The organism is Rhizobium indicum (assembly GCF_005862305.2).
Lineage (GTDB): Bacteria > Pseudomonadota > Alphaproteobacteria > Rhizobiales > Rhizobiaceae > Rhizobium > Rhizobium indicum.
This window is the reverse complement of record NZ_CP054021.1, coordinates 2,920,813-2,945,386: the sequence shown is the minus strand read 5'-3', so window position 1 is coordinate 2,945,386 and position 24,574 is coordinate 2,920,813. Positions and strand designations below refer to the sequence as shown.

Below are 24,574 nucleotides of genomic sequence, written 5' to 3'. Positions count from 1 at the left end.
GAGGTAGGGAGGCGCTTGCATGCTCCGTTACATTGCATTCGCCGACGATTTGTCGGCGTGGTTCGGCAAGGTGTTCGCGTGGGGGATACTCATCATGGCCTTCGGCGTCGGCTATGAGGTTGTTGCACGCTACCTCTTTCGCGCGCCGACCCCCTGGGCCTTCGATCTGAGCTACATGCTCTATGGAACGATCTTCATGATGGCGGGAGCGTATACCCTCTCGCGTGATGGCCATGTGCGCGGCGACTTCATCTACCGGCTCTGGAAACCGCGCACGCAGGCCAGGCTGGAACTGGTGTTGTACTTCATCTTTTTCTTTCCCGGTATAACCGCGCTGGTGTTCTCGGGCTGGAAATATGCCGCACGCAGTTGGGGCTACCTGGAGGTCAGTTCCAACAGTCCCGCCGGTGTGCCGATCTTCCAGTTCAAGGCCGTGATCGTCGCCGCCGGCATTCTCCTGTTCCTGCAGGGCGTGGCGCAGGTCTTCCGCTGCATTCTCTGCATAAGGACGGGCGAATGGCCGAAGCAGGCCGAAGATGTCGAAGAACTCGAAAAGGTACTACTGGAAACAAAAAGCCTGGACGTGCTCAAGTCCGAGGACGAGGGTTTCCTTCCGTCGCGGGAACTTGACGCTGGACGTGAACCACGGGATCGGGACGCTCAATGACGGATGCACATATCGCCGTCGGGATGCTCCTCATCCTGATCCTCACCATCTTCCTCGGCTTCCCGGTGGCGTTCACCTTGATGGCTCTGGGTGTCGGCTTCGGATACTATGCCTATTTCGATGCCGGCCGCATGTGGCGCGGCTATGACCGCACGCTCGAATCCGGCGGCGATGCCTTTACACTGGCGGAGACCTGGATCGGCGGTTTCTTCAACAACCGGATCTTCGATCTGTTCGTCAACCAGACCTACTCGGTCATCCAGAACGACGTGCTGACAGCTATCCCGCTGTTCCTGTTCATGGGCTACATCGTCGAGCGAGCCAACATCGTCGATCGGCTGTTCTCGACGCTATTCAGCGTCACGCGCCGGGTGCCCGGCTCGATGGCGGTCGCCGCCCTGGCCACCTGCACACTCTTTGCCACGGCAACCGGCATCGTCGGGGCCGTGGTGACGTTGATGGGACTGCTCGCCCTACCAGCGATGCTGAAGGCAAAGTATGACGTGCGCTACGCGACGGGCGTGATCTGCGCGGGCGGCACGCTCGGGATCCTGATCCCGCCTTCCATCCTGCTGATCGTCTATGCGGCCACCTCCGGGATCTCGGTTGTCCGAATGTATGCGGCGGCGCTCCTGCCCGGCCTCGCCCTGGCCGGGTTTTATCTCATCTATGTCGTGGTGCGAGCAATCCTGCAGCCGCAACTGGCGCCGCGGCCAACGAAAGAAGATGTGGGCGAGCACACGCCGGTCCAACTCGCCTGGATGATGCTTACATCCTTCGCGCCGCTCGCCTTTCTGATTCTTGCGGTGCTGGGTGCCATTCTCTTTGGCCTGGCAACGCCGTCGGAAGCCGCCGCAATCGGCGCATTGGGGGGACTGGCGCTTGCTGCGGCCTATCGGGCGCTGACCTGGCAGCGACTGAAGGAGTCGGTGTATCTGACGGCGCGAACGACCGCGATGGTCTGCTGGTTGTTCGTCGGTTCGGCGACCTTCGCATCGGTATTCGCCTATCTCGGCGGCCAACAGTTCATCAGTGACTTCGTGACCGGCCTGGACATGTCGCCGCTGATGTTCCTGATCCTGGCCCAGATCATCATCTTCATTCTCGGCTGGCCTCTGGAATGGACTGAAATCATCGTCATCTTCATCCCGATCTTCATTCCGCTGCTGCCGCATTTCGGGATCGATCCGCTGTTCTTCGGTATCCTCGTGGCCATCAACCTGCAGACGGCCTTCCTATCACCACCCATGGCGATGTCGGCATACTACTTGAAGGGCGTCTCGCCTCCGCATGTCAAACTGACCGACATCTTCCGCGGCATGATGCCGTATATGTTGATCGTCATTCTCTGCATGGTGGTCATCTATCTGTTCCCGAGCATCGTCTACATGCTGCCGAATCTACTCTATGGAGTACAGAGATGACGCAGTGTCTGGCCCATTCAGAAAGGATAGACCGATGAACAGAAGCCGGTTTTTTGCAATATTTGCATTCGTGACGCTTGTCGCGTTCTGCGCGGTCATCCTGGCGTTTGTTCCACGGTTCGATTTGGCCGCTGCACTGCTGATCGGGATTGTCCCTGCGGGGTACGACATCTGGGATCAGCTCTTTCGGCGCCGCCCGTCGAAATCGTCTGGATAGACTGCAATCGTTCAACCGCCGCCCTTTCGTGATGGCAATCCGCTGCAAAAGCCCGTTCGTCCATCGACCTACGGGCTTGGCTTGGAAATTGATCACCCATGGCCCCTCCCTGTGCAAGCGAGAGGCACCGTCGTTACGCGAACTTCCGGTTAACTCGCGTCGAGAAGGCGTCGGTGCGCAACGTCCGCGATGAGCGCCAAATCGAGCCGTACGTCATACTCGCGGTCTACGACTGCTCCGGGCCGATCCCGGACCTTCGCACCGAGGCCTCGCATGTCCGCTTTCGTGCTAGGTGTCCTCGCAGCGGACGGTCCGCCGTCGGCCCCGTAGCGGTCGTCTATCCAAGCCGAGCCGATGTCCGTTGTTGTTGCAATCCGGCCATCCAGAACGCTCTAGAGTTTGGTGGCGTTTGCCACCTCACTCCACGAAAAAGCCCGCGCGGCAATGCCGGCGGGCTGATATCCGGTTCTAAAGCGAACCGTGATTACTTCGCGAGGTTTCGCTTGGCGAGCGTGCGCAGGCGCAGCGCATTGAGCTTGATGAAGCCGGCCGCATCCTTCTGGTCGTAGGCACCCTGATCGTCCTCGAAGGTGACGAGCTTGTCGGAATAGAGCGACTTGTCGCTTTCGCGGCCGATGACCATGACATTGCCCTTGTAGAGCTTCAGCGTCACTTCGCCTTCGACATGCTCCTGGCTCTTGTCGATCAGCGCCTGCAGCATCTCGCGCTCCGGCGAGAACCAGAAGCCATAATAGATCAGCTCGGCGTAGCGCGGCATGATCTCGTCCTTGAGATGGGCGGCGCCACGATCGAGCGTGATCGATTCAATGGCGCGATGCGCCGAGAGCAGGATGGTGCCGCCGGGCGTTTCATAGACGCCGCGCGACTTCATGCCGACGAAGCGGTTCTCGACGAGGTCGAGACGGCCAATGCCGTTGTCACGGCCGTAATTGTTGAGTGTCGCGAGCAGCGTCGCTGGGCTCATCCGCACGCCATTGATCGAAACCGCGTCACCCTGCTCGAAGCCGACCTTGATGGTCGTCGCCTTGTCGGGTGCGGCCTCAGGCGAAATGGTGCGCATATGCACATATTCAGGCGCTTCCTTGGAGGGGTCCTCGAGAACCTTGCCCTCGGAGGAGGAATGCAGAAGGTTGGCGTCGACGGAGAACGGCGCCTCGCCCTTCTTGTCCTTGGCAACCGGGATCTGATGCTGTTCGGCGAAGGCCAGCAGATCGGTGCGGCTCTTGAACGCCCAGTCGCGCCACGGCGCGATGATCTTGATATCGGGGTTCAGGGCGTAGGCGGACAGTTCGAAACGAACCTGGTCGTTGCCCTTGCCGGTCGCGCCGTGGGCGATCGCATCCGCACCCGTCTTGCGGGCGATATCGATCAGATGCTTGGAAATCAATGGACGGGCGATCGAGGTGCCGAGCAGATAGACGCCCTCGTAGACGGCATTGGCACGGAACATCGGGAAGACGAAATCGCGCACGAATTCCTCGCGCACATCCTCGATATAGATCTCCTTGATGCCGAGCATCTCGGCCTTCTTGCGCGCCGGCTCCAGCTCTTCGCCCTGGCCGAGATCGGCGGTGAAGGTGACGACTTCGGCGCCGAGCTCCGTCTGCAGCCACTTCAGGATAATCGAGGTGTCGAGGCCGCCGGAATAGGCGAGAACGACTTTCTTCACGTCTTTGTATGATGCCATGATGATGAGGTCCGTTGCATAAAAGGCCGGCGAAAACCCGGTGTCGCGGCACTTTTAGCGAGATTGGCGCGTGACGCAAGACCAAGTGCGACGCTGATGGTGCCGATACCGTTTGACAGCGCGAAAGCAGAGCCCATATTCGCCAGCGTCCGCAAATGCTCGAGGAGAGGCTGCCCCGTGACGAATATTCAAGACATTTTCAAGAAGTCCAATGTTGCCGTCATCACCGGCGGCGCCTCCGGCATCGGTCTTGCCGCGGCGAAATATTTCGCCGGACGCGGCATGAGCGTCGCCATCGCCGATCTCGGCGGCGATCGGCTGGCCGATGCGGCCAACGAACTCAAGGCCATTGCCGGCGAGGAAAATGTGATGGCGGTCGAGACCGACGTCGCCAGCAGAGACTCGCTGGAAGCGCTCGAACGCGCCGTGCTCCAGCGTTTCGGCCGTGTGCACGTGCTGATGAACAACGCCGGCATCGGCCCGGAAACCTCGATCTTCAGCCCGCAGGCGAACTGGGACAATATCTTCGCCGTCAACCTGATGGGCGTGATCAACGGCACGCGCACCTTCGGCCCGAAGATGCTCTCGCATGGCGAGCCAGGCCTGATCATCAACACCGGCTCCAAGCAGGGCATCACCACGCCGCCCGGCAACCCCGCCTACAACATCTCCAAATCTGGTGTGAAAGTCTTCACCGAAGCATTGCAGCATGAGCTTCGCAACACCGAAGGCGGAAAGATCTCCGCCCACCTTCTGATCCCCGGCTTCGTCTTCACCGGCCTTACCAAGGGCGACCGCGCCGAAAAACCGGCTGCCGCCTGGACGCCGGAACAGACCGTCGATTTCATGGTCGAAAGCCTCGAACGCAGCGATTTCTATATTCTCTGCCCAGACAACGACGTCGCGCGTCCGGTCGACGAGCGCCGGATGGCCTGGGCGGCCGGCGATATCATCGAGAACCGTCCGCCGCTGTCACGCTGGCACAAGGACTACGCCGACAAGTTCAAGGCCTTCCTCGACCAGAAGTAATCGGCGCCATCAGAAGGTTTGATTGGTAATTTTCTGAAAGCCGGGTAAGAGATCCCAGATCCTTTTCGGCTTTCAGAGTGTGTCATGGATTTTCTGCCCAGCCTGCCGACCCTTCTGGCCTTTGCCGCCGCGACGCTGCTGCTCGCGGCAACCCCAGGCCCCGACATGACGCTGTCGATCAGCCGTGCGCTGGCCCAGGGCAAGAAGGCGGCCCTCTTCGTTGTCGTCGGCACCAGCCTCGGCATCGTCGTCCACACCATGCTGGTCGCTTTCGGCATTTCGGCGCTGATCACCGCCTCGCCGACCGCCTTCCTGATCCTGAAGACCGGCGGTGCCGCCTATCTGCTCTGGCTGGCGGTACAGGCGATCCGCTTCGGTTCGAAGCTCACCGTCGCCAAGGTCGAGGAGCAGAAAGGCACCGCCCTTTCGAACATCTCGTCGGGCTTCTGGGTCAATCTTCTGAACCCCAAGGTCATCATCTTCTTCATGACCTTCCTGCCGCAATTCGTCAGCGCCGGCGATCCGGCCGTCACCCAAAAGCTGCTCTTTCTCGGCTTCTGCTTCATCCTGATCGGCATGCCGGTCAATGCCAGCGTCGTCTTTGCCGCCGACTGGCTGGCCTCCTGGCTGCAGAACAACAAGAAAGTGCTGCGCGGCATGGATTACACCTTCGCCGGCGTCTTCTCGATCTTTGCCGCGAAGATCCTGCTCACCCAGTCGAGATAGCCGCGGTTGCGAAGCAATCCGCCCGCGGTCGGCTTATCGATCCGCCCGCGGTCGTGAACCGATCCGCCGCCAACGACACCAATATTCGCGAGACGCCATGCCGGAGCAGGCAGTGACCGCGAATTTCGTCGTCTTCCAAAATTATTCCATGCCTTTCGCGCGATTACTTGTGATCAACATATGATCGTAAGTCGGCAATTGTGGCTAGGCCACGCCACCTTCGCTGCCCACATATCCTTTACGGCTCACGAAGAGCTACCTTGAAAGGATAAGTCAATGATTACGTTCCGCAATATCATAACAGCAGGGGTTGTTGCGCTGACGTTTGCCGCCACGTCCCTTACAGCGACAACACCTGCCTTAGCTCACGGCGGCGGAGGCCATGGCGGTGGCGGCTTCTCGCGTGATGGCGGCCACTTCGGCGGCGGTTCCCATATGGGCGGCGGCAATTTCGCCGATCGCGGCTTCGGAGCGCATAATTTCGGCGGAGCCGGCCCTTTTGGCGGACACCGCGACGGCCGTTTCGCCTTCCATGATAGAAATCGTCTGTTCTTCGGCGATGACGACTATTACCCGGAACAGTGCCAACCGGAATGGCTCAACCAGTACGGCCATCGCGTGCTGGTGGAAGTCTGCTCTTGATGACGGTCCCCTAGAGCCTTTCCGGGTTAGATTGAATCATTCTGCCGGAGCAGGTTTTCGTCAGGGCAGAGGCGATTGGCGAAGGGCATACCCCTTGGTACGTCCGAGCCGATTGCCTCTGATCCTGGCGCAAAGATGCCCGGCCCTTCGGGTTGGCTGAAACGGGCCGCCTGATCGACCGGCCGGCTTGGCCGTAGAGCTTGGCTACGACGCGCGCCGGCCGGTCGACCATCCGACTCCGTTTGAGCCAACAGAATGCTTCAATCTGACCAGGAAAGGCTCTAGCGTCTGAGGACGAGCGGCATATGATCACCGATATCATCTTCTTTCAGCAGAAGATTTGATATTTGGATCGCAGCGCCGCTCGTGTTTCAGCAGCAATCCGCCCGCGGTCGTTTGATCGATCCGCCCGCGGTCGGTTGATCGATCCGCCCGCGGTCGTGAAATGATCAGCTGCCCGCTAACCAATCAGCAACGCATCGTCATCCAGCGTCTGGCCGCGCATCTTGCGGAACATCGCGATCAGATCCTCGACCTGCAATGTCTTGCGGCTGTCGCCGGCAACGTCGAGCACGATCTCACCGCCATGCAGCATCACCGTCCGGTGGCCATAGTCGAGCGCCTGGCGCATCGAATGCGTCACCATCAGCGTCGTCAGCTTGCGCTCGGAAACGATTTTCTGGGTCAGGCCCATGATGAATTCTGCCATCCCGGGGTCGAGGGCCGCCGTATGTTCGTCGAGCAGCAGCACCTCCGAGCCCGCCAGCGTCGCCATGACAAGCGAGACCGCCTGCCGCTGGCCGCCGGAAAGCAGGTCCATGCGGTCCTTCATGCGGTTCTCGAGCCCGAGATTGAGCTCGGCGATCCTCTCGCGAAAATGGTCGCGCCGTTTTGCGCCAAGCGCCGAAACGAGCCCGCGCCGTTCGCCGCGGCGCGCCGCAAGCGCCAGGTTCTCCTCGATCGACAAGGCACCGCAGCTTCCGGTCAACGGGTCCTGAAAGACACGGGCGACCAGCCCGGCGCGCGCCGCCGTCGTCTTGCGCGTGACGTCGGCACTGCCGATCAGCACCTGCCCCTCGCTTGCCAGCACATCGCCGGCGAGCACGCCGAGCAGCGTCGATTTGCCGGCGCCGTTCGAACCGATGACAGTGACGAAGGAGCCTTCCTCGATCGTCAGGCTGACACCCGAGAGCGCCTGCTTCTGCAGCGGCGTGCCGCGCCCGAAGACGACCTTGATGTTCTTGAGGTTGATCACGACGCGGCACCTCCGCGCAAACGGGGAAGGATGAGCGCCACGGTCACCAGCACGGCGGTGACGAAATTGAGGTCGGACGCCTGCAGGCCGATGACGTCGCTCGAAAGCGCCAGCTGGATTGCGATGCGATAGAGAATCGAGCCAAGCACGCAGCCGATCAACGCGATCAGCAGACCGCGCCGCCCAAGCAGCGTCTCGCCGATGATAACGGCAGCGAGACCGACGACGATCGTGCCGACGCCTGAGGTGACGTCGGCAAAGCCGTTCGTCTGGGCAAACAGGGCGCCACCGAGCGCCACCAGCGCATTCGAGATCGCCATGCCGAGATAGATCTGCCGGCTGGTATCGACGCCCTGGGCCCGCGCCATTCTTGGATTGGCGCCGGTCGCCCGCATTGCCAGGCCGGCATCGCTTTCCAGGAAACGCCAGACCAGGATGAGCGCGACGACGACGAGAACACCGACGAAGAGCGGCCGCACGTAGAAATCGCGAAGGCCATGGCCGAAGAACGGGCTGATCATCGTGTCGGCATTGATGAGGGCGACATTGGGTTTGCCCATCACGCGCAGATTGACAGAAAACAGTGCGATCATCGTCAGGATCGAGGCAAGCAAATTGAGGATCTTGAAGCGCACGTTGAGCAGTGCTGTCACCATGCCCGCGGCGGCACCGGCGGCCATGGAGATCAGAGCCGCAAGCCAAGCATTGACACCGGCAATGATCAGCACGGCCGTCACCGCTGCACCAAGCGGAAAGGAGCCGTCGACCGTCAGGTCGGGGAAATCCAGAACACGGAAGGCGAGATAGACCCCAAGGGCGACGAAGGAATAGACCAGTCCGAGTTCGACGGCCCCCCAGAATGCGATTTGGCTCAAGGCTTCCGCCCCTCTTCTGTCCGTTTCCGCTCCGCGCCCTGCGCGAAACATCAGGCTTTTAATACCATCAGCCGCCCCCGTGTGGAACGGGAGCGGCTGCAAACTCGATCAGCGACGGCAGTCGCCTTGTTTATTCGATGACTTTGGTAGCGCGGGAAAGCACGCTCTGCGGCAGGGTGACGCCCATCTTCTCGGCCGCAGACTTGTTGACGACGAGGTCGCTGCCGGCGGCAGTCTTGACCGCGATATCGCCCGGGTTCTCGCCCTTCAGCACACGCACGACGATCTCGCCGGTCTGCTTGCCGACATCATAATAGTTGAAGCCGAGGGCGGCGATCGAGCCGCGCGAAACCGAATCCGTATCGGCGGTAAAGAGCGGCAGCTTGCTCTCTTCGGCCACCGCGACAGCGCCTTCGAGCGCGGAGATGATCGTGTTGTCGGTCGGAATGTAGATCGCGTCGGCGCGGCCGACGAGCGCGCGTGCCGCACCCTGGACCTCGGCCGACTTGGTGGCGGCCGATTCGACCACCTTCAGGCCAGCCTTTTCGGCTTCAGCCTTCAGCACGGCGAGCAGCGAAACGGAATTCGCCTCGCCGGAATTGTAGAGATAGCCGATGGTTTTCACCTCGGGCAGGATTTCCTTGATCAGCGCAAGGTGCTCGGCGACCGGCGACATATCGGAGAGGCCGGTGACATTGCCGCCGGGCTTGTCCATGTTCTTGACGAGCTGGGCGCCGAGCGGATCGGAGACGGCCGTGAAGACGACAGGAATGTCACGCGTCGAGGAAACGACCGCTTGGGCTGATGGCGTCGAGATCGGCACGATGACATTGGGCTCGTCACCGGCGAACTGGCGGGCGATCTGGGCTGCCGTCGCCGGATTGCCCTGCGCCGATTCGAACACGAATTTCAGGTTCTCGCCTTCCTTGTAGCCGGCGGCCGTCAGCGCATCGAGAACGCCCTTGCGCGCTGCATCCAGCGCCGGATGTTCGACGATCGCCGTCACGGCGACGGTGACGTCATCAGCCTTTGCGGGTTGGGAAAGGGCCAAAGTGGCGGCAAGAGCGAGCAAAATCGGGCGCATGGGGATCCTCCTGAATGATTTTGGGGGCACTTTTAGGAAAAGCGCCCCCTGAAATCAATCGCGGAGAATTGTAGCATGGATCAAACTTGCTGATCAGTCGTCGGCGCCGTGATTGGCGATCATCATCGCCTCGAAGGCCAGACGTTCGGTCTTGCGCATGCGTTCCGATTCCGATTTCAACTGGCCGCAGGCGGCAAGAATATCGCGGCCGCGCGGCGTACGGATCGGCGAGGCATAACCTGCCGAATTGATGAAATCGGCGAACTTCTCGATCTGCTCCCAGTCGGAACACTGATAATTGGTGCCGGGCCAGGGATTGAACGGAATGAGGTTAATCTTCGCCGGCACGCCTTTCAGGAGCTTGATCAGCCCCTTGGCGTCTTCCAGGCCGTCGTTGACATCCTTCAGCATCACATATTCGAAGGTGATGCGCCGCGCGTTCGAAAGACCTGGATAGGACCGGCAGGCCTCGATCAGCTCCTTCAGCGGGTACTTCTTGTTGATCGGCACCAGAAGGTCGCGCAGATCGTCGCGCACCGCATGCAGCGAAATCGCCAGCATGACGCCGATTTCCTCGCCGGTGCGGAAGATCTCCGGCACAACGCCAGAAGTGGAAAGCGTCACGCGGCGCCTGGACAGCGACAGGCCGTCACCATCCGTTGCGATCAGCAATGCCTGCTTGACAGCATCGAAGTTATAAAGCGGCTCGCCCATGCCCATCATGACGATGTTGCTGACCTTACGGCCCTCGGCAGGCATGATCGTACCCTGCGGCGCTTCACGGTCCGGAAAGTCCCCAAGCCGGTCGCGGGCAAGCAGCAGCTGCGAAAGAATTTCCTCCGCCGTCAGGTTGCGCACCAGACGCTGCGTCCCGGTATGACAGAAGGAACAGGTGAGCGTGCAGCCGACCTGGCTGGAAAGACAGAGCGTGCCGCGGCCCTCTTCCGGAATGTAGACGGCCTCGATCTCGACGGGACGCCCGGCGCCCCGCGGCGGAAAGCGCAGCAGCCATTTGCGCGTGCCGTCGTTGGAGACCTGCTCCTCGACGATCTCGGGACGCGCGATGGTGAAATGCTGCTTCAGCATCTCCCGCATGTCCTTGGCGACATTCGTCATATGGTCGAAGTCGGAGACGCCGCGCACATAGATCCAGTTCCAGAGCTGCGAGACGCGCATCTTGATCTGCTTCTCGGCCACACCCTTTTCCCGGAGTGCCGCGCCCATCTCCTCACGCGACAGCCCAATCAGGGACGGCTTCTCGACGCCGGAAGCGGCGCGGGGCGCCTGAGGCTTGATGACATCAATCGCATCCATGACGGACATAGTCTTTCATCCCGAATTCGAACACGTAACCGCCCCGCAAACCCTGCGAACTTCAGGGCTAAGCCGGAAGACTGGCGGGTGCATGACGGCACATTGGCAGAAATTGAATGGCGGAACGGCGACTGAAATCGCGATCTGTCCGCTGTTGGCGCCGGCTTTAGCATCATTTTGCCCGCGCGTCACCATAGATGGAAACGGCATGGGCCGGCGCAAGGCCGGCCCATGAAATTCTTCGGCCTAAAGGACCGCTTACTTGCAGGTTTCGATCTGCTTCAGCGCAGCCGAGATACCCGAGAGCGAGTAGCTGTAGGAGGTGCCGGTGCCCTTGCGCGAAACGGCGTTGACCGTCATCGAATGACCGGTCTTCATCGCGGCGACGAGGGCCGGCTCCTGCGCCGCGTTCTCGACCCATCCGGCCTTGTCCTTGGTGAACATCACGAAGGTCTTGTTGTCGATGACGACGTTGATCTTCGAATTTTCCTTGACCGTGTAGCCCATCATCGCCTGCGGTTCGTAGGAGATGTTCTGGCCCGGACGCTGAGAGACGATGAAGAAATTGTCGCCGTGGTCGACGCTTGCCGGCTGCTTTGCCGTCGGAACGGAAAGCACGTAGCAGACGGTGCTGTTGCCCGACTTGTAGGAGTAAGCGCCCCACGCCTGGAACTGCTGGATGCGGTTCGGCGCGGCCTGCTGCGCTGTCGCAACTCCGGCCATAACAAGGGTGAGTGCGAGAGCGGATACGATACTTTTTACAAACATGGATTCCTGCCGGTTCTTGCGATTCAAGGCCCGAAGCGATCATAGCGGGCGCCGCATAATCACGATCTGCTTTATTTTGACTTAATTCAGGTTACCAAATGGTCAACAATGGCTGCGATTTGTATGTGCCTGTGTCATTTCAGCTCGAGTGTCAATTTTCGCCCCTTTGACGGTATCGACCGCGACACCGTGCCCCAATGGCACTGGCCGTCCGTTCGGCTGAATTTAAGACACAAAGATTCAGGCAAGAGTTTGACCTTTCCCAAATCCGTTGTACCTCAGTAAGACTTGGAAATCCGGGACGAAATTATTGTCGCAGGGGGCTGGTGAGGAGATATGGATGCCGAGGAAAGACAGCGTTTCGCTGCCCTCGCGAAGGCCGTCGCGGACGATCGCGACCAGCAGGCCTTCTCCATCCTGTTCGACTATTTCGCACCCCGCCTGAAGGCCTGGCTGATGCGCCAGAGGATGACATCAGGCGAGGCCGAGGAACTGGTCCAGGAGATCATGATCGTGCTCTGGCACAAGGCAGAGCTCTACGATGCCACGCGATCTTCCCTTTCGACCTGGCTTTTCCGCATTGCCCGCAACCGCCGCATCGACATGCAGCGCCGCGCCAATACCCGCATCTTCGATGAGACTGATCCGGCCTTGCAACCGCCGGCCGATATCGGCGCGGAAGAAATGATCGCCAATGACGATCGCGACGCCAAGATACGCGCCGCCGTCGGCCAATTGCCGGAGGAACAGCGCGACATGCTGCGCGCCGCCTTCTTCCTCGGTCAATCGCATTCGGAGATCGCCGAAGCGACCGGACTGCCGCTCGGCACGGTAAAGTCGCGTATCCGACTTGCCTTCGGCAAGCTCCGCAAGGTGCTGGAACGCGAAATCGCCTGATGCGATCTCGCCAAAAGGCTCGCCGCGATGCGCTTTAAATCGTCTTCATCGCTTCTTCCGGCCGATCGGCGAGAACGCGGTCGGCGGCTTCATAGTGGCCCGGCCGGATGTGGCCGCGCACCATGGCGAAAGCGGCCGAAAGCACGGCGATGTCGTCGGAAAAGCCGATGACGGCGAAAATATCCGGGATCATGTCGATCGGCATGACGAAATAGGCGAGTGCTGCAAGCAGCACGCCGCGCACCTTCGTTGGCGTCTGCGAATCGAGCGCGCAATAGAAACCGGCGACGACATCGCGCGAGAACGGGATCTGCCGCACGGCCCGCCGGAACGTCGGCCAGAATTTCTGCCTGACGGTCTTCTCGCGCCGGCTCTGCGTGTCCTCGTCGCCCGGCAACAGGATTTCCCCGAATTTGACCTCGTCCATCCCTGCATCCCTTTTGTCCATGCGAACATATGGTGACGGCGCCCAGTCTTTCAATCGGCCCCGCTTTCAAACGACACGTCGCGCCGCAGCCTTCTCCATGGCTTTGGCGAGCTTGAAATCCAGCTCCGTCAGCCCGCCGGCATCATGCGTGTTCAGCGTGACATCCACCCGGGAATAAACATTGAACCATTCGGGATGATGGTTGAGCTTCTCGGCCGCAAGCGCTGCCTGCGTCATGAAGCCGAAAGCCTCGACGAAATTTGCGAACTTGAACGTCTTCGATATCGACGAACCCGCATCATTGAGCACCCAGCCCGAAAGCTCGGCCAGCTCAGCCTCGGCTGCCGTCCGTTCCAGTTTTTCCATTTTCATGCCATGGTCCTCTTCTCTGTCAGACAGGTTACCGATGAAACGCATCAGCATCCTCTTCGTTTGCATGGGCAATATATGCCGTTCTCCGCTCGCGGAGGGAATTTTTGGCCATCTCGTCGCCGAGGCAGGCTTGACCGGCGATTTTACCATCGCTTCCGCCGGCACCGGCGGCTGGCATGACGGCGATCCGCCCGACCGGCGTTCGATCGCCACCGCGAAAAACCACGGCATCGACATATCGGGGCAGCGCGCCCGGCGCATTCAGTCGAGGGATTTCAGGGATTTCGATCTGATCCTCGCCATGGACCGCGACAACCTGGCGGCGCTCAAAAAGAGCGCGCCGCATGGAGCGAATATCCACCTTTTCGGTGATACCGCACTGGGAACGGGAGAGGATATTCCCGATCCCTATTATGGCGGCCCTGATGGTTTCGAGTTGGTCTACACCAGGCTCTTGACCGGCTGCTGCAGGCTGCTCGAAACGCTGGGCGTCGAGCGTGCCTCGTGCAGCGGGAACACTTCCTCGGTGAGGTAAGGCCCTCCACCGACCGATTCGCGCGACGAAAGCAGCACGAAGCGCGGTGCGGTGAAGGTTGCTGTGTGGAAGTTGCCGCGTCCGGCCAGATATTGCACGACATCGTCGAGCCGCGAGGATTTGAGCCGCGCCAGCGTCACATGCGGCATGAATTTGCGGGGATCCGGCGGCAGGCCGATGCGCTGGCAGATGCGCTCGATCTCGCCCTGCAGGGCATACATTTCAGGCGATTGCGAGACGCCGGCCCAGACCGAATGTGGTTTCTTCGAACCGAACGAACCGATGCCTTCCAGCCGGAACTGGAATTCCGGCCGGTCGATCCGGTCGAGGCGTTCAACGATTTCATCGGCCGTGCGGCCGTCGACATCACCGATGAAGCGCAGGGTGATGTGGTAATTCTCCACATCGATCCATCGTGCTCCGGGGAGGCCACCGCGCAGCAATGAAAGACTCATCGCCGCATTGCGCGGAATTTCGAGGGCGGTAAACAGTCTCGGCATCACGAGCACTCCCCGAATCTTTTGCAGGTGCTCACACGGAATCATGCAATCAATAACCGCGCAAGCCCCTATTTCTTCACAGAAGAAATCGTTTCGACGAAATTTGTGACAGCAGGCTCCATCTTTTCGACCATGACGTCGACACCTTTCGCATTTGGATGCATGCCGTCTTCAAGCTTCAACCCGGCCTCCAGCGCGACGCCGTCGAGGAAGAAGGCATAGAGTGGAAGCTTATGTTTTTCCGAGAGTTTCTGATAGATCGGGTTGAATCGTGCGGCATAATCCGCTCCCATGTTCGGCGGCGCTATGATACCGGCGAGCAGCACGGCAATCCCGCGCGCCTTTAACCGGGTAATCATCTGATCGAGATTCTTCTCGCTCTCCTCCGGCGGGATACCACGCAACGCATCATTGGCGCCCAGCTCGAGAATGACGCCATCGGTGCCGTCGGGCACCGACCAGTCGACGCGCGCAAGCCCTGCTGTCGTCGTGTCGCCGGAGACCCCGGCATTGGCAATGGTGACATCGAGCCCCTTCGCCTTCAGGGCCGCCTGCAGCTTTTCTGGAAAGCCGTCGCCGAGCGGCAGCTGATAGCCCGCCATCAAACTGTCTCCAAAGCCGACGAGATTGATTGTCCGGGCATTGGCTGCAGTGGCAAGGGCCAGCGAGACGGCGATGACGGTGAATTGAAGGGCGGCAACTTTAAATCTCATGCTAGCTTCCCTAGATTGGCGAAGTGCCGTTATGCGGCCATTCGATTACGGACATATATAGGGCGATTTCTGTTGGCAAAAACCATTATCGAGTTGAAGGGCGCCGATCTGACCCTTGGTAGCGCAGCCGCCTCCGTCCATGTGCTGAAGGGCATCGATCTCGATATCGCGGCCGGTGAATCCGTTGGCATCGTCGGCCCTTCCGGTTCCGGCAAATCGACCCTGCTGATGGTGCTTGCCGGGCTGGAAAGGCTCGACAGCGGTGAAATCAACATCAACGATACGCCGCTCCATAGCCTCAGCGAGGACCAGGTCGCCGATTTCCGCGGCCGCAACATCGGCATCGTCTTCCAGTCCTTTCACCTGATCGCCAACATGACGGCGCTGGAAAACGTCGCCGTGCCGCTCGAGCTCGCCAATGTCAGCAACGCCTTCGAGATCGCTCATCGCGAGCTGAAATCGGTCGGGCTCGGCGAACGGCTGCACCACTATCCCGGTCAGCTTTCCGGCGGTGAACAGCAGCGCGTGGCAATTGCCAGGGCGCTCGCCCCCTCGCCTGCCCTGCTGATCGCCGACGAGCCGACCGGCAATCTCGACACCGAGACCGGCCGCCAGATCGCCGACCTTCTGTTCTCCAAGCAGGCTGAACGCGGCACGACCCTGCTTCTCGTCACCCACGACGTCTCGCTCGCAAACCGATGCTCGCGCCAGATTCGCGTCCGCTCCGGCAGGATCGAAGGCGACAGCGCCGCCCGCCGCAGCGAAGCGGCGATCGCATGAGGATCATCACGCCACGCGTCTCCCTCGCTTTTCGCCTGGCGCTGCGCGAGCTGCGCGGCGGCATCCGCGGCTTTTACATCTTCCTTGCCTGCATCGCGCTCGGCACCGGCGCCATCGCCGCCGTTAATTCCGTTTCGCAGTCGATCACCGACACGATCGCCTCGCAGGGGCAGGAACTGCTGGCCGGCGACGTCCGTTTCGAACTCAACAATCGCGAAGCCACACCTCAGGAAATAGGTTTCCTCGAAGGCCTCGGCACCGTTTCGGTGTCAACAGGCCTGCGCTCGATGGCCCGCAAGCCCGACGGTTCCGATCAGGCGCTGGTCGAGGTCAAGGCCGTCGATGACGCCTACCCGCTCTACGGCAAGTTCGTGGCCGAGCCGGACTATCCGCTTGCAGCACTGCTTTCGGGCCAAGGCGGCACCTATGGTGCGGTCGCAGCCCCGCTGCTTCTCGATCGGCTCGGGCTTGCGGTCGGCGACGAATTGCTGCTCGGCAACGTCAAGCTCAGCATCACCGGCACGGTGAAAACCGAGCCGGACGCACTGTCGGAAGGTTTTGGCTTTGCGCCGCGTCTGCTCGTCAGCCGCCAGGCGCTCCAAGCCTCCGGGCTGATCCAGACGGGAAGCCTGGTCGAACACGCCTACAAGATCCGGCTGGACGACAAGGCCGCGATGTCGGGCATCCAGGCGCGCGCCTCGAAGGAATTCCCCTCCGCCGGCTGGGCGATCCGCACCAGCGACCGCGCCGCGCCCTCGCTCACCGAAAACATCACCCGCTTCTCGCAGTTCCTGACCCTGGTCGGCCTCACCGCGCTGATCGTCGGCGGCGTCGGTGTCGCCAATGCAGTGCGCGCCTTCCTCGATTCCAAACGCACCACCATCGCCACTTTCAAATGTCTCGGTGCGCCGGCGCAGGTCGTCGTTCTGATCTATCTCTTCCAGATCGCCATCATCGCTCTCGGCGGGATCCTGATCGGCCTCGTCATCGGCGCCCTGTCGCCGATGCTTGCCGCGCAATTCCTGGCACAATTCCTGCCGGTCTCGACCGTGCCGACCCTCTATCCCGGCGCCCTGCTGCTGGCGACGCTCTTCGGCATCCTGACGACGCTCGCCTTTGCCATCCTGCCGCTCGGCCACGCTCGCGAAGTGCCTGCTACCGCGCTGTTCCGCGAGCAAGGCTTCGAGGCCCGCCACCTGCCCTCCTGGCCCTACATCCTGCTAGCCGCCCTGTTCATGGCCGCCCTTGCCGGCCTTGCCATCCTCACCGCCTATGACCGCTTCATCGCCGTCGTCTTCGTCGGCGCGATCGTTTTCGCCTTTGTCGTCCTGCGCCTGGTCGCCGCGCTGATCGCCTGGCTCGCGCGCCGCAGCCCGCGCGTCAATTCGCCGGCACTGCGGCTTGCGATCGGCAACATCCACCGCCCCGGCGCACTGACGCCCTCAGTCGTGCTCTCGCTCGGCCTTGGCCTCGCATTGCTGGTGACGCTGACCCTGATCGACGGGAACCTGCGCCAGCAGCTGACCGGCCGCATGAACGAGGGTGCGCCGAACTTCTTCTTCGTCGATATCCAGAGCGCCGAGGTCGGCGCCTTCCGCAATCTCGTCCAGGCGCAAGCGCCGCAGGGCAAGCTTGTCGAAGTGCCGATGCTGCGCGGCCGGATCATCGCCTTCAACGGCGAGGACGTCACCAAGATGAACGTGCCGGCCTCCGGCCGCTGGGTGCTGAACGGCGATCGCGGCATAACCTATGCCGAAACCCTGCCGGAGAACGCCGCCCTCACCGAAGGCAAATGGTGGGACAAGGATTACAGCGGCGAGCCGCTCGTCTCCTTCTCCTCGGAAGAGGCGCATGAACTCGGCCTCAAGCTCGGCGATACGGTGACCGTCAACGTGCTCGGCCGCAACATCACGGCGAAGATCGCCAATCTGCGCCGCGTCGAGTGGGAATCGCTGTCGATCAATTTCGTCATGGTTTTCTCGCCGAATACCTTCCGCGGCGCCCCGCATGCGTGGCTGGCGACGCTGACCGATCCCTCTTCGACACCGGCCGAAGATGCGGCGATCCTGAAATCCGTCACCAACACCTATCCGACGATCACCAGTGTGCGCGTCAAGGACGCGATCGATATCGTCAACCAGCTGGTCGCACAGCTCGCGACCGCAATCCGCGCTGCGGCCTCGGTCGCCCTGATCGCCTCGATCCTCGTCCTTGCCGGCGCGCTTGCCGCCGGAAACCGGGCGCGCACCCACGATGCGGTGGTGCTGAAGACGCTCGGTGCCACGCGCGCCATGCTGATCCGCGCCTTCAGCTACGAATATCTGATCCTCGGCCTCGCGACTGCGATCTTCGCGCTGATCGCCGGCAGCGTCGCCGCCTGGTTCATCGTCGCCCGCATCATGCGTCTGCCGTCGACCTTTCTGCCCGACGTGGCGGGACTGACGCTCGTCACAGCACTCGTCCTCACCGTCGGCATCGGCCTTATCGGCACCTGGCGCATCCTCGGGCAGAAGGCGGCCCCCGTCTTGCGCGAGCTTTGACCGGGCAGCGGCACCCAAACCCTTCACCTTACGGCGATTTAACCGACCGAGCCTTTGCAAGCCTCTTGTTTGCAAAGGGCGAAAGCCTCATATTATCCGCAGGCATGCTGGAGCTCCGCAGCGGCGCCCGGGTCGAAAACCCCGACACCGTATTTCCATCGGAGCTTGTAAGAGGAAACTATGGCTGATCTTCGTAACTATCAAAGCCGCGCTCAGACCGGCGAGATGATTGATCAAGGCCTGCGCGCTTATATGCTCAAGGTCTACAACCTGATGGCGCTGGGTCTGGCGATCACCGGTGTGGCCGCATATCTGTCGTTCCAATTCGCCTTCGCCAATGGTGAGCTGACCGCTTTCGGTCAGGCGATCTATTTGAGCCCGCTGAAGTGGGTGGTCATCCTGGCGCCGCTGGCTCTGGTGTTCTTCCTGAGCTTCCGGATCAATACGATGACGGTGGCCGCCGCCCAGACGACCTTTGCGGTCTACGCCGCGCTCGTCGGCCTGTCGCTCTCGTCGATCTTCCTGATCTACACGGGCCAGAGCGTCGTTCAGACCTTTTTCGTCACCGCCGCCTCCTTCGGCGCGCTGTCGCTTTACGGCTACACGACGAAGCGTAACCTGTCGGCGATGGGCTCGTTCCTGATGATGGGTCTGTTCGGCCTGATCATCGCCTCGATCGTCAACATCTTCCTGGCGTCGTCTGCCGTGCAGTTCGCGATCTCGGTGCTCGGCGTGCTGATCTTCGCAGGCCTCACCGCCTACGATACGCAGCGGATCAAGGAATTGTACCTGGAAGCCGATGACGTCGCCGTGGCCGGTCGCAAGGCGATCATGGGTGCGCTGACGCTCTATCTCGACTTCATCAACCTCTTCATGTTCCTGCTGCAGTTCATGGGCAACCGTAAATAAGCAGGGCAGACTGAGATCGAAAAGGCGGCTTCGGCCGCCTTTTTTGTTGCGTAGGCTTTCACGGAATGGTTTTAGAAAGCCCTTGCCGCCCTTATGGATATGCTGCTGAAATGTCCTTCCTCCTGCGCGATGCTTCGAACGCCGATATTCCCGCCATTGCCGATATCTATCGCGAATCGGTCCTGAACGGCGTCGCGAGCTATGAGATCGTGCCGCCCTCCGAGGCCGAGATGGCGCAACGCTTTGCGGCCATCGTCGGCCAGCAATATCCCTATATCGCAGCCATCGGCACGGACGGGGCCTTGCTCGGCTACGCCTACGCCTCGGCCTTCCGCACGCGTCCTGCCTATCGCTGGCTGGTCGAGGATTCGATTTATCTGGCGCCGCAAGCCCGCGGCCGCGGCATCGGCAAGGCGCTGCTCGCCGAACTGATCATCCGTTGCACCACCCTCGGCTTTCGTCAGATGGCAGCCGTCATCGGCGGCGCCAGCCCCGCCTCGATCGCGCTTCATCGCACGGCCGGCTTCGAGGAGGTTGGTCTGATGAAGGGCACCGGCTACAAGCACGGCCGCTGGCTGGATACGATGTTCATGCAGCGCGCCCTCGGCGAAGGCATGAGCACAGATCCGGACCCGTCGACCTATCCCGGCACGCTGTTTAACGGCTGATATGGTTTACTTGTCGACGAGCTTCAGGGCCTTGTCGAAGACCTTCAGCACCTGGTTCAGCTCGTGACCGCGCTTCAGGATCGTGCCGTTGACGCTGATCACGGAATAGGCGCCCTGCTTGGCGGCGAGCTTCGGGTTTTTCTCGATGCGGAAGAGCGGCATTTCGCCGGAACGCTTGAAAACGGAAAAGACCGCCCTGTCCTTCAGGTGATCGATGGCGTAGTCGCGCCATTCACCATCACCGACCATCCGGCCGTAGATCCAGAGGATCGCGTCCAGTTCGCGCCGGTGGAAGGTCACCGGAAGCGGGTCCTTGCTTTGTTTGTATTCCCTGAGATCGACGACGACTGAGGAACTGTGGTCGACGGAACGGCTTTCGCCGTGTCGCAAATCCGGCTGATCTGTCATCAGTCTCACAAGGCCTCCACATGTGACAGGAGGGTGACAGTTTGCCCGAGCCGCCGCAAATTGCAAGAGTGCCAGCCGTCACATTCCGCCGCACGTCTCTCGCGCAAGGACGCTGTAGCACTTTGAGTCAGCGCATCATGTCTTGCGAAAGTTGGGTTCGATTTTCGGAAAGCATGATGCGCTGGACAGGTCAACGCTTTCTCCGCAGCGCCGCATTTCAGTCAAAACAGCGCCTCATTTGCAGGAGATTTATGAATTCCAGTTTGGCGCCAGCGCGCCAAAGGGCCCGGCGGAGCGTATCGACCTTAACCCCAGCCCCGAATACGCTCGGCCGGGCCGCCCCAGCACTTCATCCGCAACCGGATGAATCTCAGATATTTTTGCCAGCCATCACCACGGTCGCGCCAAGGATCGCCGCCGGATCGCCGTCTGCGGTCGCCGATTGCAGCAGGATGGCGCAGCCCTCGAGCTGCGGCCGCTGCAGGACGCTGGCCGGCAGCGTCAGACTGGTCGCCTTGCCGTCCCACATGCCGACGGTTTCGACATTGGTGACGCTGTGCAGATAGGAGATCTTCTGGCCGCTGTTCTCGCCTTTTTCGACGTCGATCGTCTTTTCCTTATCGAAATAGACCATGACGACATTGGCTTTGCCTTGTCCCGCGCCGATCTTGATCTCCAGCTCGTCGCCGCGCATCGCGGCACTGATCGGAACGGTCAGCCCGTTGCCTTCGCTGCTATAGGTGTCGATCTTGCTGTTGATGCCATTCAGATCGGCGCCGGCCAGATGGTCGCGTCCATTGACGATGGCCTGCGGCGTGTAGACGTTGCTGCGGCCCATCGTTTTGGCATAGCCATACTGCCGCTCGGTGTTTTCCTTGGAGCTCAGCGTATCGGCCCAGCCGAGATAGTTCCAGTAATCGACATGATAGGCGAGCGCAATGACATCGCCCTGGTTCACCAGCTTGCGGAAAGCGGCATCAGCGGGAGGACAGGAGGAGCAGCCCTGCGACGTGAAGAGTTCGACGACACCTTTCGGCGTGCCGTCTTCGGCCTGTAGCGGGCCTGAGAGAACAACGCCGGCAATCAGCGGAATCAAAAAACGGGGGGACATTCACCTGCACCTCTTTTTCAGCGCCGACGGCATGTTTGAACCGGGGGCCCTGACATATGAACGTACGAATAATCCTTCCGGGTCCAAACGAAAAGTCACGAACGGGTGAGACGTAGCTCGACGGGAACTTGCATAAAACAAATCATCGTGAGCCCGTCCAAATACTGTCGTCGCACCAAAGAAAAGCCGCCGGAGATTGCTTTCCGGCGGCTATTATCAAATAAGTCTCTTAAAAATCAGGCAGCGAGATCGCGCAGAACCGTCTGCAGGATGCCGCCATTGTTGAGGTAGATCACCTCGTCGAGCGTATCGACGCGCGACAGCAGCGGAACCTCCTTCACGGTGCCGTCGCCATAGGTGATCCTGGCGATCTTCTTCTCGCGCGGCTTGATCTTTTCCAGACCTTCGATGGTGACGAGTTCGTCGCCCTTGAGGCCGAGGCTCTGCCAGGTCGTGCCCTCTTCGAAGACGAAGGGGATGATGCCCATGCCGACCAGGTTCGAACGATGAATGCGCTCGAAGGACTGGGCGACCACCGCCTTGACGCCGAGCAAGTTGGTGCCCTTGGCAGCCCAGTCGCGCGAGGAGCCGTTGCCGTATTCGACACCGGCGAAGATGACGAGCGGCACACCTTCCTGCTTGTACTGCATCGCGGCGTCGTAGATCGAGGTCTCTTCCTTCGACGGGTAATGGATGGTGTAGCCACCTTCCTTGCCGTTCGGGCCGAGCATGTGGTTGCGGATGCGGATATTGGCGAAGGTGCCGCGCATCATCACTTCATGGTTGCCGCGGCGCGTGCCGTACTGGTTGAAATCGGCAACGGCGACGTCGTGGTCGATCAGGTAGGCGCCGGCCGGCGATGCCGCCTTGATCGAACCGGCCGGCGAGATGTGGTCGGTGGTAATCTTGTCGCCGAACAGGCCGAGGACGCGGGCGCCCTTGATGTCGGAAACGCCGCTGCCCTTCTTGCCCATGCCGACGAAGTAGGGCGGGTTCTGCACATAGGTCGAATTGTCGTCCCAGGCATAGGTCTGGCCCGGCGGGATCTGAACGGCCTGCCAGTTGACGTCGCCCTTGAAGACGTCGGCGTACTTGCTTTCGTAAAGCTCGCGGGTCACGTATTTCAGGATGAATTCCTGAACTTCCTTCGAGGTCGGCCAGATGTCCTTGAGATAAACCGGGTTGCCGCTCTGGTCCTCGCCGATCGGCTCCTTGGTTAGATCCGTTTGCACCGTACCGGCAAGCGCATAAGCGACGACCAGCGGCGGGGATGCGAGATAGTTCGCCTGCACGTCGGGCGAGATGCGGCCTTCGAAGTTGCGGTTGCCGGAGAGAACGCCGGAAACGATGAGGCCCTTGTCGTTGATCGTCTTCGAGATCGGTGCCGGCAGCGGGCCGGAATTGCCGATGCAGGTGGTGCAGCCGAAGCCGACGAGGTTGAAGCCGAGCTTGTCGAGGTCGGCCTGCAGGCCCGACTTGGCGAGATATTCACCGACGACTTGGCTTCCAGGTGCCAGCGAGGTCTTCACCCACGGCTTCGTCTTCAGGCCCTTGGCAACGGCGTTGCGGGCGAGAAGGCCGGCGGCGATCAACACTGACGGGTTGGACGTGTTGGTGCACGACGTGATGGCAGCGATCGCCACGTCACCGTGGCCGAGATCGAAGTCGGTGCCTTCAACCGCATAGCGGTTGTTCAACTGGCCGGGCTTCTTGTAGTCGGCATCCATGGAGCCGGCAAAACCGGTCGCGATATTCTCAAGCGAAATGCGGCCTTCCGGACGCTTCGGGCCGGCCATCGACGGCACGACGTCGTTAAGATCGAGTTCCAGCGTGTCGGTGAAGACGAGCTCGGAACCATCGCCCTCGCGCCACATGCCTTGCGCCTTCGAATAGGCTTCGACGAGCGCGATCCGGTCATGCGTGCGGCCGGACATGGTAAGGTAATTGATGGTTTCGACGTCGACCGGGAAGAAACCGCAGGTCGCGCCATATTCCGGACCCATGTTGCCGATCGTCGCGCGGTCGGCGAGCGGCATGTTGTCCATACCGGGGCCGAAGAATTCGACGAACTTCGAAACGACGCCCTTCTTGCGCAGCATCTGCACGACGGTGAGAACGAGGTCGGTCGCCGTGACGCCTTCCTTGAGCTTACCAGTCAGCTTGAAGCCGATGACTTCGGGCAGCAGCATCGAGACCGGCTGGCCGAGCATCGCAGCTTCCGCTTCGATACCGCCCACACCCCAGCCGAGAACGCCGAGACCGTTGATCATCGTCGTGTGGCTGTCTGTACCGACGCAGGTATCGGGATAGGCGATCGTCTCGCCGTCCTCTTCCTTGGTCCAGACGGTCTGGCCGAGATATTCGAGATTGACCTGATGACAGATGCCGGTGCCGGGAGGCACGACGCGGAAATTCTTGAAAGCCTGCTGGCCCCACTTCAGGAAGCGGTAGCGCTCGCCGTTGCGCTGGTATTCCAGCTCCACATTCCTGGCGAAAGCCTGCGGCGTGCCGAATTCGTCGACGATGACGGAGTGGTCGATGACGAGATCGACGGGAACAAGCGGATTGATCTTCTCGGGATCGCCGCCGAGCGACACCATCGCGTCGCGCATCGCGGCAAGATCGACGACGGCGGGAACGCCGGTGAAGTCCTGCATCAGCACGCGCGCCGGGCGATAGGCGATTTCGTTTTCGACCGCACCCTTGTTGTTCAGCCATTCGGCGACAGCCAGGATGTGTTCCTTGGTGACCGACTGGCCGTCTTCGAAGCGCAGCAGGTTTTCGAGCAGCACCTTCATCGAATAGGGAAGCTTCGACACGCCGGCCAGACCGTTTGCCTCAGCCTTGGGCAGGCTGTAATAGACATAGTCCTTCCCGTTGACGGAAAGCGTGGAACGACAATTGAAACTGTCAAGAGATTTAGACACGAGATACCCCGTTTCTGATAGCCAACACAGTCGTGCGAACGCCTATGCACTTAATGCACATCAGGATGCGGGTACGGC

Annotated in this window: 25 protein-coding genes; 12 read left to right on the top strand and 13 right to left on the bottom strand. The window is 60.9% G+C overall.

The window, feature by feature from the left end; translation table 11 throughout:
- Positions 1-19 precede the first annotated feature (19 nt).
- The 3 genes from FFM53_RS14455 to FFM53_RS14445 are packed head-to-tail and all read left to right on the top strand — an operon-like array spanning position 20 to position 2,308.
- Positions 20-667: a TRAP transporter small permease subunit gene (locus FFM53_RS14455; RefSeq protein ID WP_011649261.1), complete on the top strand. Its 648-nt coding sequence runs from the start codon at positions 20-22 to the stop codon at positions 665-667.
- Positions 664-2,091 (top strand): TRAP transporter large permease, encoded by a 1,428-nt coding sequence (locus FFM53_RS14450; protein WP_138331823.1) that lies wholly within the window; start codon positions 664-666, stop codon positions 2,089-2,091. Before FFM53_RS14455 ends, FFM53_RS14450 begins: the two co-directional genes overlap by 4 nt.
- 34 nt (positions 2,092-2,125) lie before the next feature.
- Positions 2,126-2,308: a hypothetical protein gene (locus FFM53_RS14445; protein ID WP_025397033.1), complete on the top strand. Its 183-nt coding sequence runs from the start codon at positions 2,126-2,128 to the stop codon at positions 2,306-2,308.
- Between the two features lie 484 nt (positions 2,309-2,792).
- On the opposite strand, the gene FFM53_RS14440 is transcribed toward FFM53_RS14445, so the two are convergent.
- The gene (locus FFM53_RS14440; protein ID WP_138389456.1) at positions 2,793-4,016 is read right to left on the bottom strand and encodes an argininosuccinate synthase; all 1,224 of its coding nucleotides are present in this window, start codon (positions 4,014-4,016) and stop codon (positions 2,793-2,795) included.
- A gap of 177 nt (positions 4,017-4,193) precedes the next feature.
- Between FFM53_RS14440 and FFM53_RS14435 the strand changes: the two genes are divergently transcribed.
- From FFM53_RS14435 to FFM53_RS14425, 3 genes are all read left to right on the top strand, one after another.
- Positions 4,194-5,045 (top strand): SDR family NAD(P)-dependent oxidoreductase, encoded by an 852-nt coding sequence (locus FFM53_RS14435; protein ID WP_138389455.1) that lies wholly within the window; start codon positions 4,194-4,196, stop codon positions 5,043-5,045.
- Positions 5,046-5,129: 84 nt separating this feature from the next.
- A complete protein-coding gene (locus tag FFM53_RS14430) occupies positions 5,130-5,771 on the top strand; it encodes a LysE family translocator (protein WP_131640836.1) in 642 nt (213 codons plus the stop codon).
- 276 nt (positions 5,772-6,047) lie between these two features.
- Positions 6,048-6,413, top strand: coding sequence for a hypothetical protein (locus FFM53_RS14425; RefSeq protein ID WP_138389454.1), 366 nt, complete (start codon positions 6,048-6,050; stop codon positions 6,411-6,413).
- Positions 6,414-6,873: 460 nt separating this feature from the next.
- Here FFM53_RS14425 and FFM53_RS14420 read toward each other — a convergent pair whose 3' ends face one another.
- The 5 genes from FFM53_RS14420 to FFM53_RS14400 all read right to left on the bottom strand — a co-directional run bounded on the left by FFM53_RS14420 (position 6,874) and on the right by FFM53_RS14400 (position 11,709).
- The gene (locus tag FFM53_RS14420; RefSeq protein WP_011653880.1) at positions 6,874-7,668 is read right to left on the bottom strand and encodes an ABC transporter ATP-binding protein; all 795 of its coding nucleotides are present in this window, start codon (positions 7,666-7,668) and stop codon (positions 6,874-6,876) included.
- Positions 7,665-8,543 (bottom strand): ABC transporter permease, encoded by an 879-nt coding sequence (locus FFM53_RS14415; RefSeq protein WP_138389453.1) that lies wholly within the window; start codon positions 8,541-8,543, stop codon positions 7,665-7,667. Before FFM53_RS14415 ends, FFM53_RS14420 begins: the two co-directional genes overlap by 4 nt.
- A 130-nt stretch (positions 8,544-8,673) precedes the next feature.
- Entirely contained in the window at positions 8,674-9,627 is a 954-nt protein-coding gene (locus FFM53_RS14410) for an ABC transporter substrate-binding protein (RefSeq protein ID WP_138389452.1), read from the bottom strand.
- Positions 9,628-9,720: 93 nt separating this feature from the next.
- Positions 9,721-10,950, bottom strand: a complete 1,230-nt coding sequence (gene rlmN, locus FFM53_RS14405; RefSeq protein WP_138389451.1) for a dual-specificity RNA methyltransferase RlmN — start codon at positions 10,948-10,950, stop codon at positions 9,721-9,723.
- Positions 10,951-11,199: 249 nt separating this feature from the next.
- Entirely contained in the window at positions 11,200-11,709 is a 510-nt protein-coding gene (locus FFM53_RS14400) for an invasion associated locus B family protein (RefSeq protein WP_017962430.1), read from the bottom strand.
- A 336-nt stretch (positions 11,710-12,045) separates the two neighbouring features.
- Here FFM53_RS14400 and FFM53_RS14395 point away from each other — a divergent pair, with 336 nt between their 5' ends.
- Complete coding sequence (locus FFM53_RS14395; RefSeq protein ID WP_138389450.1) at positions 12,046-12,606, top strand: sigma-70 family RNA polymerase sigma factor; 561 nt, start codon at positions 12,046-12,048, stop codon at positions 12,604-12,606.
- Positions 12,607-12,640: 34 nt separating this feature from the next.
- On the opposite strand, the gene FFM53_RS14390 is transcribed toward FFM53_RS14395, so the two are convergent.
- Both FFM53_RS14390 and FFM53_RS14385 read right to left on the bottom strand, forming a co-directional pair.
- On the bottom strand, positions 12,641-13,033 hold the full coding sequence (locus tag FFM53_RS14390) for a YkvA family protein (protein ID WP_138389449.1): 393 nt from the start codon (positions 13,031-13,033) through the stop codon (positions 12,641-12,643).
- 66 nt (positions 13,034-13,099) lie between these two features.
- Complete coding sequence (locus FFM53_RS14385) at positions 13,100-13,405, bottom strand: 4a-hydroxytetrahydrobiopterin dehydratase (RefSeq protein WP_138331832.1); 306 nt, start codon at positions 13,403-13,405, stop codon at positions 13,100-13,102.
- A gap of 34 nt (positions 13,406-13,439) precedes the next feature.
- Between FFM53_RS14385 and FFM53_RS14380 the strand changes: the two genes are divergently transcribed.
- The gene (locus FFM53_RS14380) at positions 13,440-13,940 is read left to right on the top strand and encodes a low molecular weight protein-tyrosine-phosphatase (RefSeq protein ID WP_138331833.1); all 501 of its coding nucleotides are present in this window, start codon (positions 13,440-13,442) and stop codon (positions 13,938-13,940) included.
- Here the strand turns inward: FFM53_RS14380 and thpR are convergent.
- Together thpR and FFM53_RS14370 are read right to left on the bottom strand one after the other, a co-directional pair.
- Positions 13,847-14,440 (bottom strand): RNA 2',3'-cyclic phosphodiesterase, encoded by a 594-nt coding sequence (thpR, locus tag FFM53_RS14375; RefSeq protein WP_003543644.1) that lies wholly within the window; start codon positions 14,438-14,440, stop codon positions 13,847-13,849. The genes FFM53_RS14380 and thpR overlap by 94 nt on opposite strands.
- Positions 14,441-14,508: 68 nt before the next feature.
- Positions 14,509-15,153, bottom strand: coding sequence for an arylesterase (locus FFM53_RS14370; protein ID WP_138389448.1), 645 nt, complete (start codon positions 15,151-15,153; stop codon positions 14,509-14,511).
- 72 nt (positions 15,154-15,225) lie between these two features.
- Here FFM53_RS14370 and FFM53_RS14365 point away from each other — a divergent pair, with 72 nt between their 5' ends.
- From FFM53_RS14365 to FFM53_RS14350, 4 genes are all read left to right on the top strand, one after another.
- Positions 15,226-15,933: an ABC transporter ATP-binding protein gene (locus FFM53_RS14365; protein ID WP_138331835.1), complete on the top strand. Its 708-nt coding sequence runs from the start codon at positions 15,226-15,228 to the stop codon at positions 15,931-15,933.
- On the top strand, positions 15,930-18,473 hold the full coding sequence (locus FFM53_RS14360) for an ABC transporter permease (protein WP_138389447.1): 2,544 nt from the start codon (positions 15,930-15,932) through the stop codon (positions 18,471-18,473). The genes FFM53_RS14365 and FFM53_RS14360 overlap by 4 nt, the downstream gene beginning before the upstream one ends.
- A 180-nt stretch (positions 18,474-18,653) precedes the next feature.
- A complete protein-coding gene (locus FFM53_RS14355; protein ID WP_138389446.1) occupies positions 18,654-19,382 on the top strand; it encodes a Bax inhibitor-1/YccA family protein in 729 nt (242 codons plus the stop codon).
- 110 nt (positions 19,383-19,492) lie between these two features.
- Entirely contained in the window at positions 19,493-20,050 is a 558-nt protein-coding gene (locus tag FFM53_RS14350) for a GNAT family N-acetyltransferase (protein WP_138389445.1), read from the top strand.
- A gap of 6 nt (positions 20,051-20,056) precedes the next feature.
- On the opposite strand, the gene FFM53_RS14345 is transcribed toward FFM53_RS14350, so the two are convergent.
- From FFM53_RS14345 to acnA, 3 genes are all read right to left on the bottom strand, one after another.
- A complete protein-coding gene (locus FFM53_RS14345; RefSeq protein WP_129422205.1) occupies positions 20,057-20,458 on the bottom strand; it encodes a DUF2794 domain-containing protein in 402 nt (133 codons plus the stop codon).
- Between the two features lie 370 nt (positions 20,459-20,828).
- Entirely contained in the window at positions 20,829-21,569 is a 741-nt protein-coding gene (locus FFM53_RS14340) for a DUF1223 domain-containing protein (protein WP_003543652.1), read from the bottom strand.
- Positions 21,570-21,805: 236 nt separating this feature from the next.
- Complete coding sequence (gene acnA, locus FFM53_RS14335) at positions 21,806-24,496, bottom strand: aconitate hydratase AcnA (RefSeq protein WP_138389444.1); 2,691 nt, start codon at positions 24,494-24,496, stop codon at positions 21,806-21,808.
- Positions 24,497-24,574: the final 78 nt, after the last annotated feature.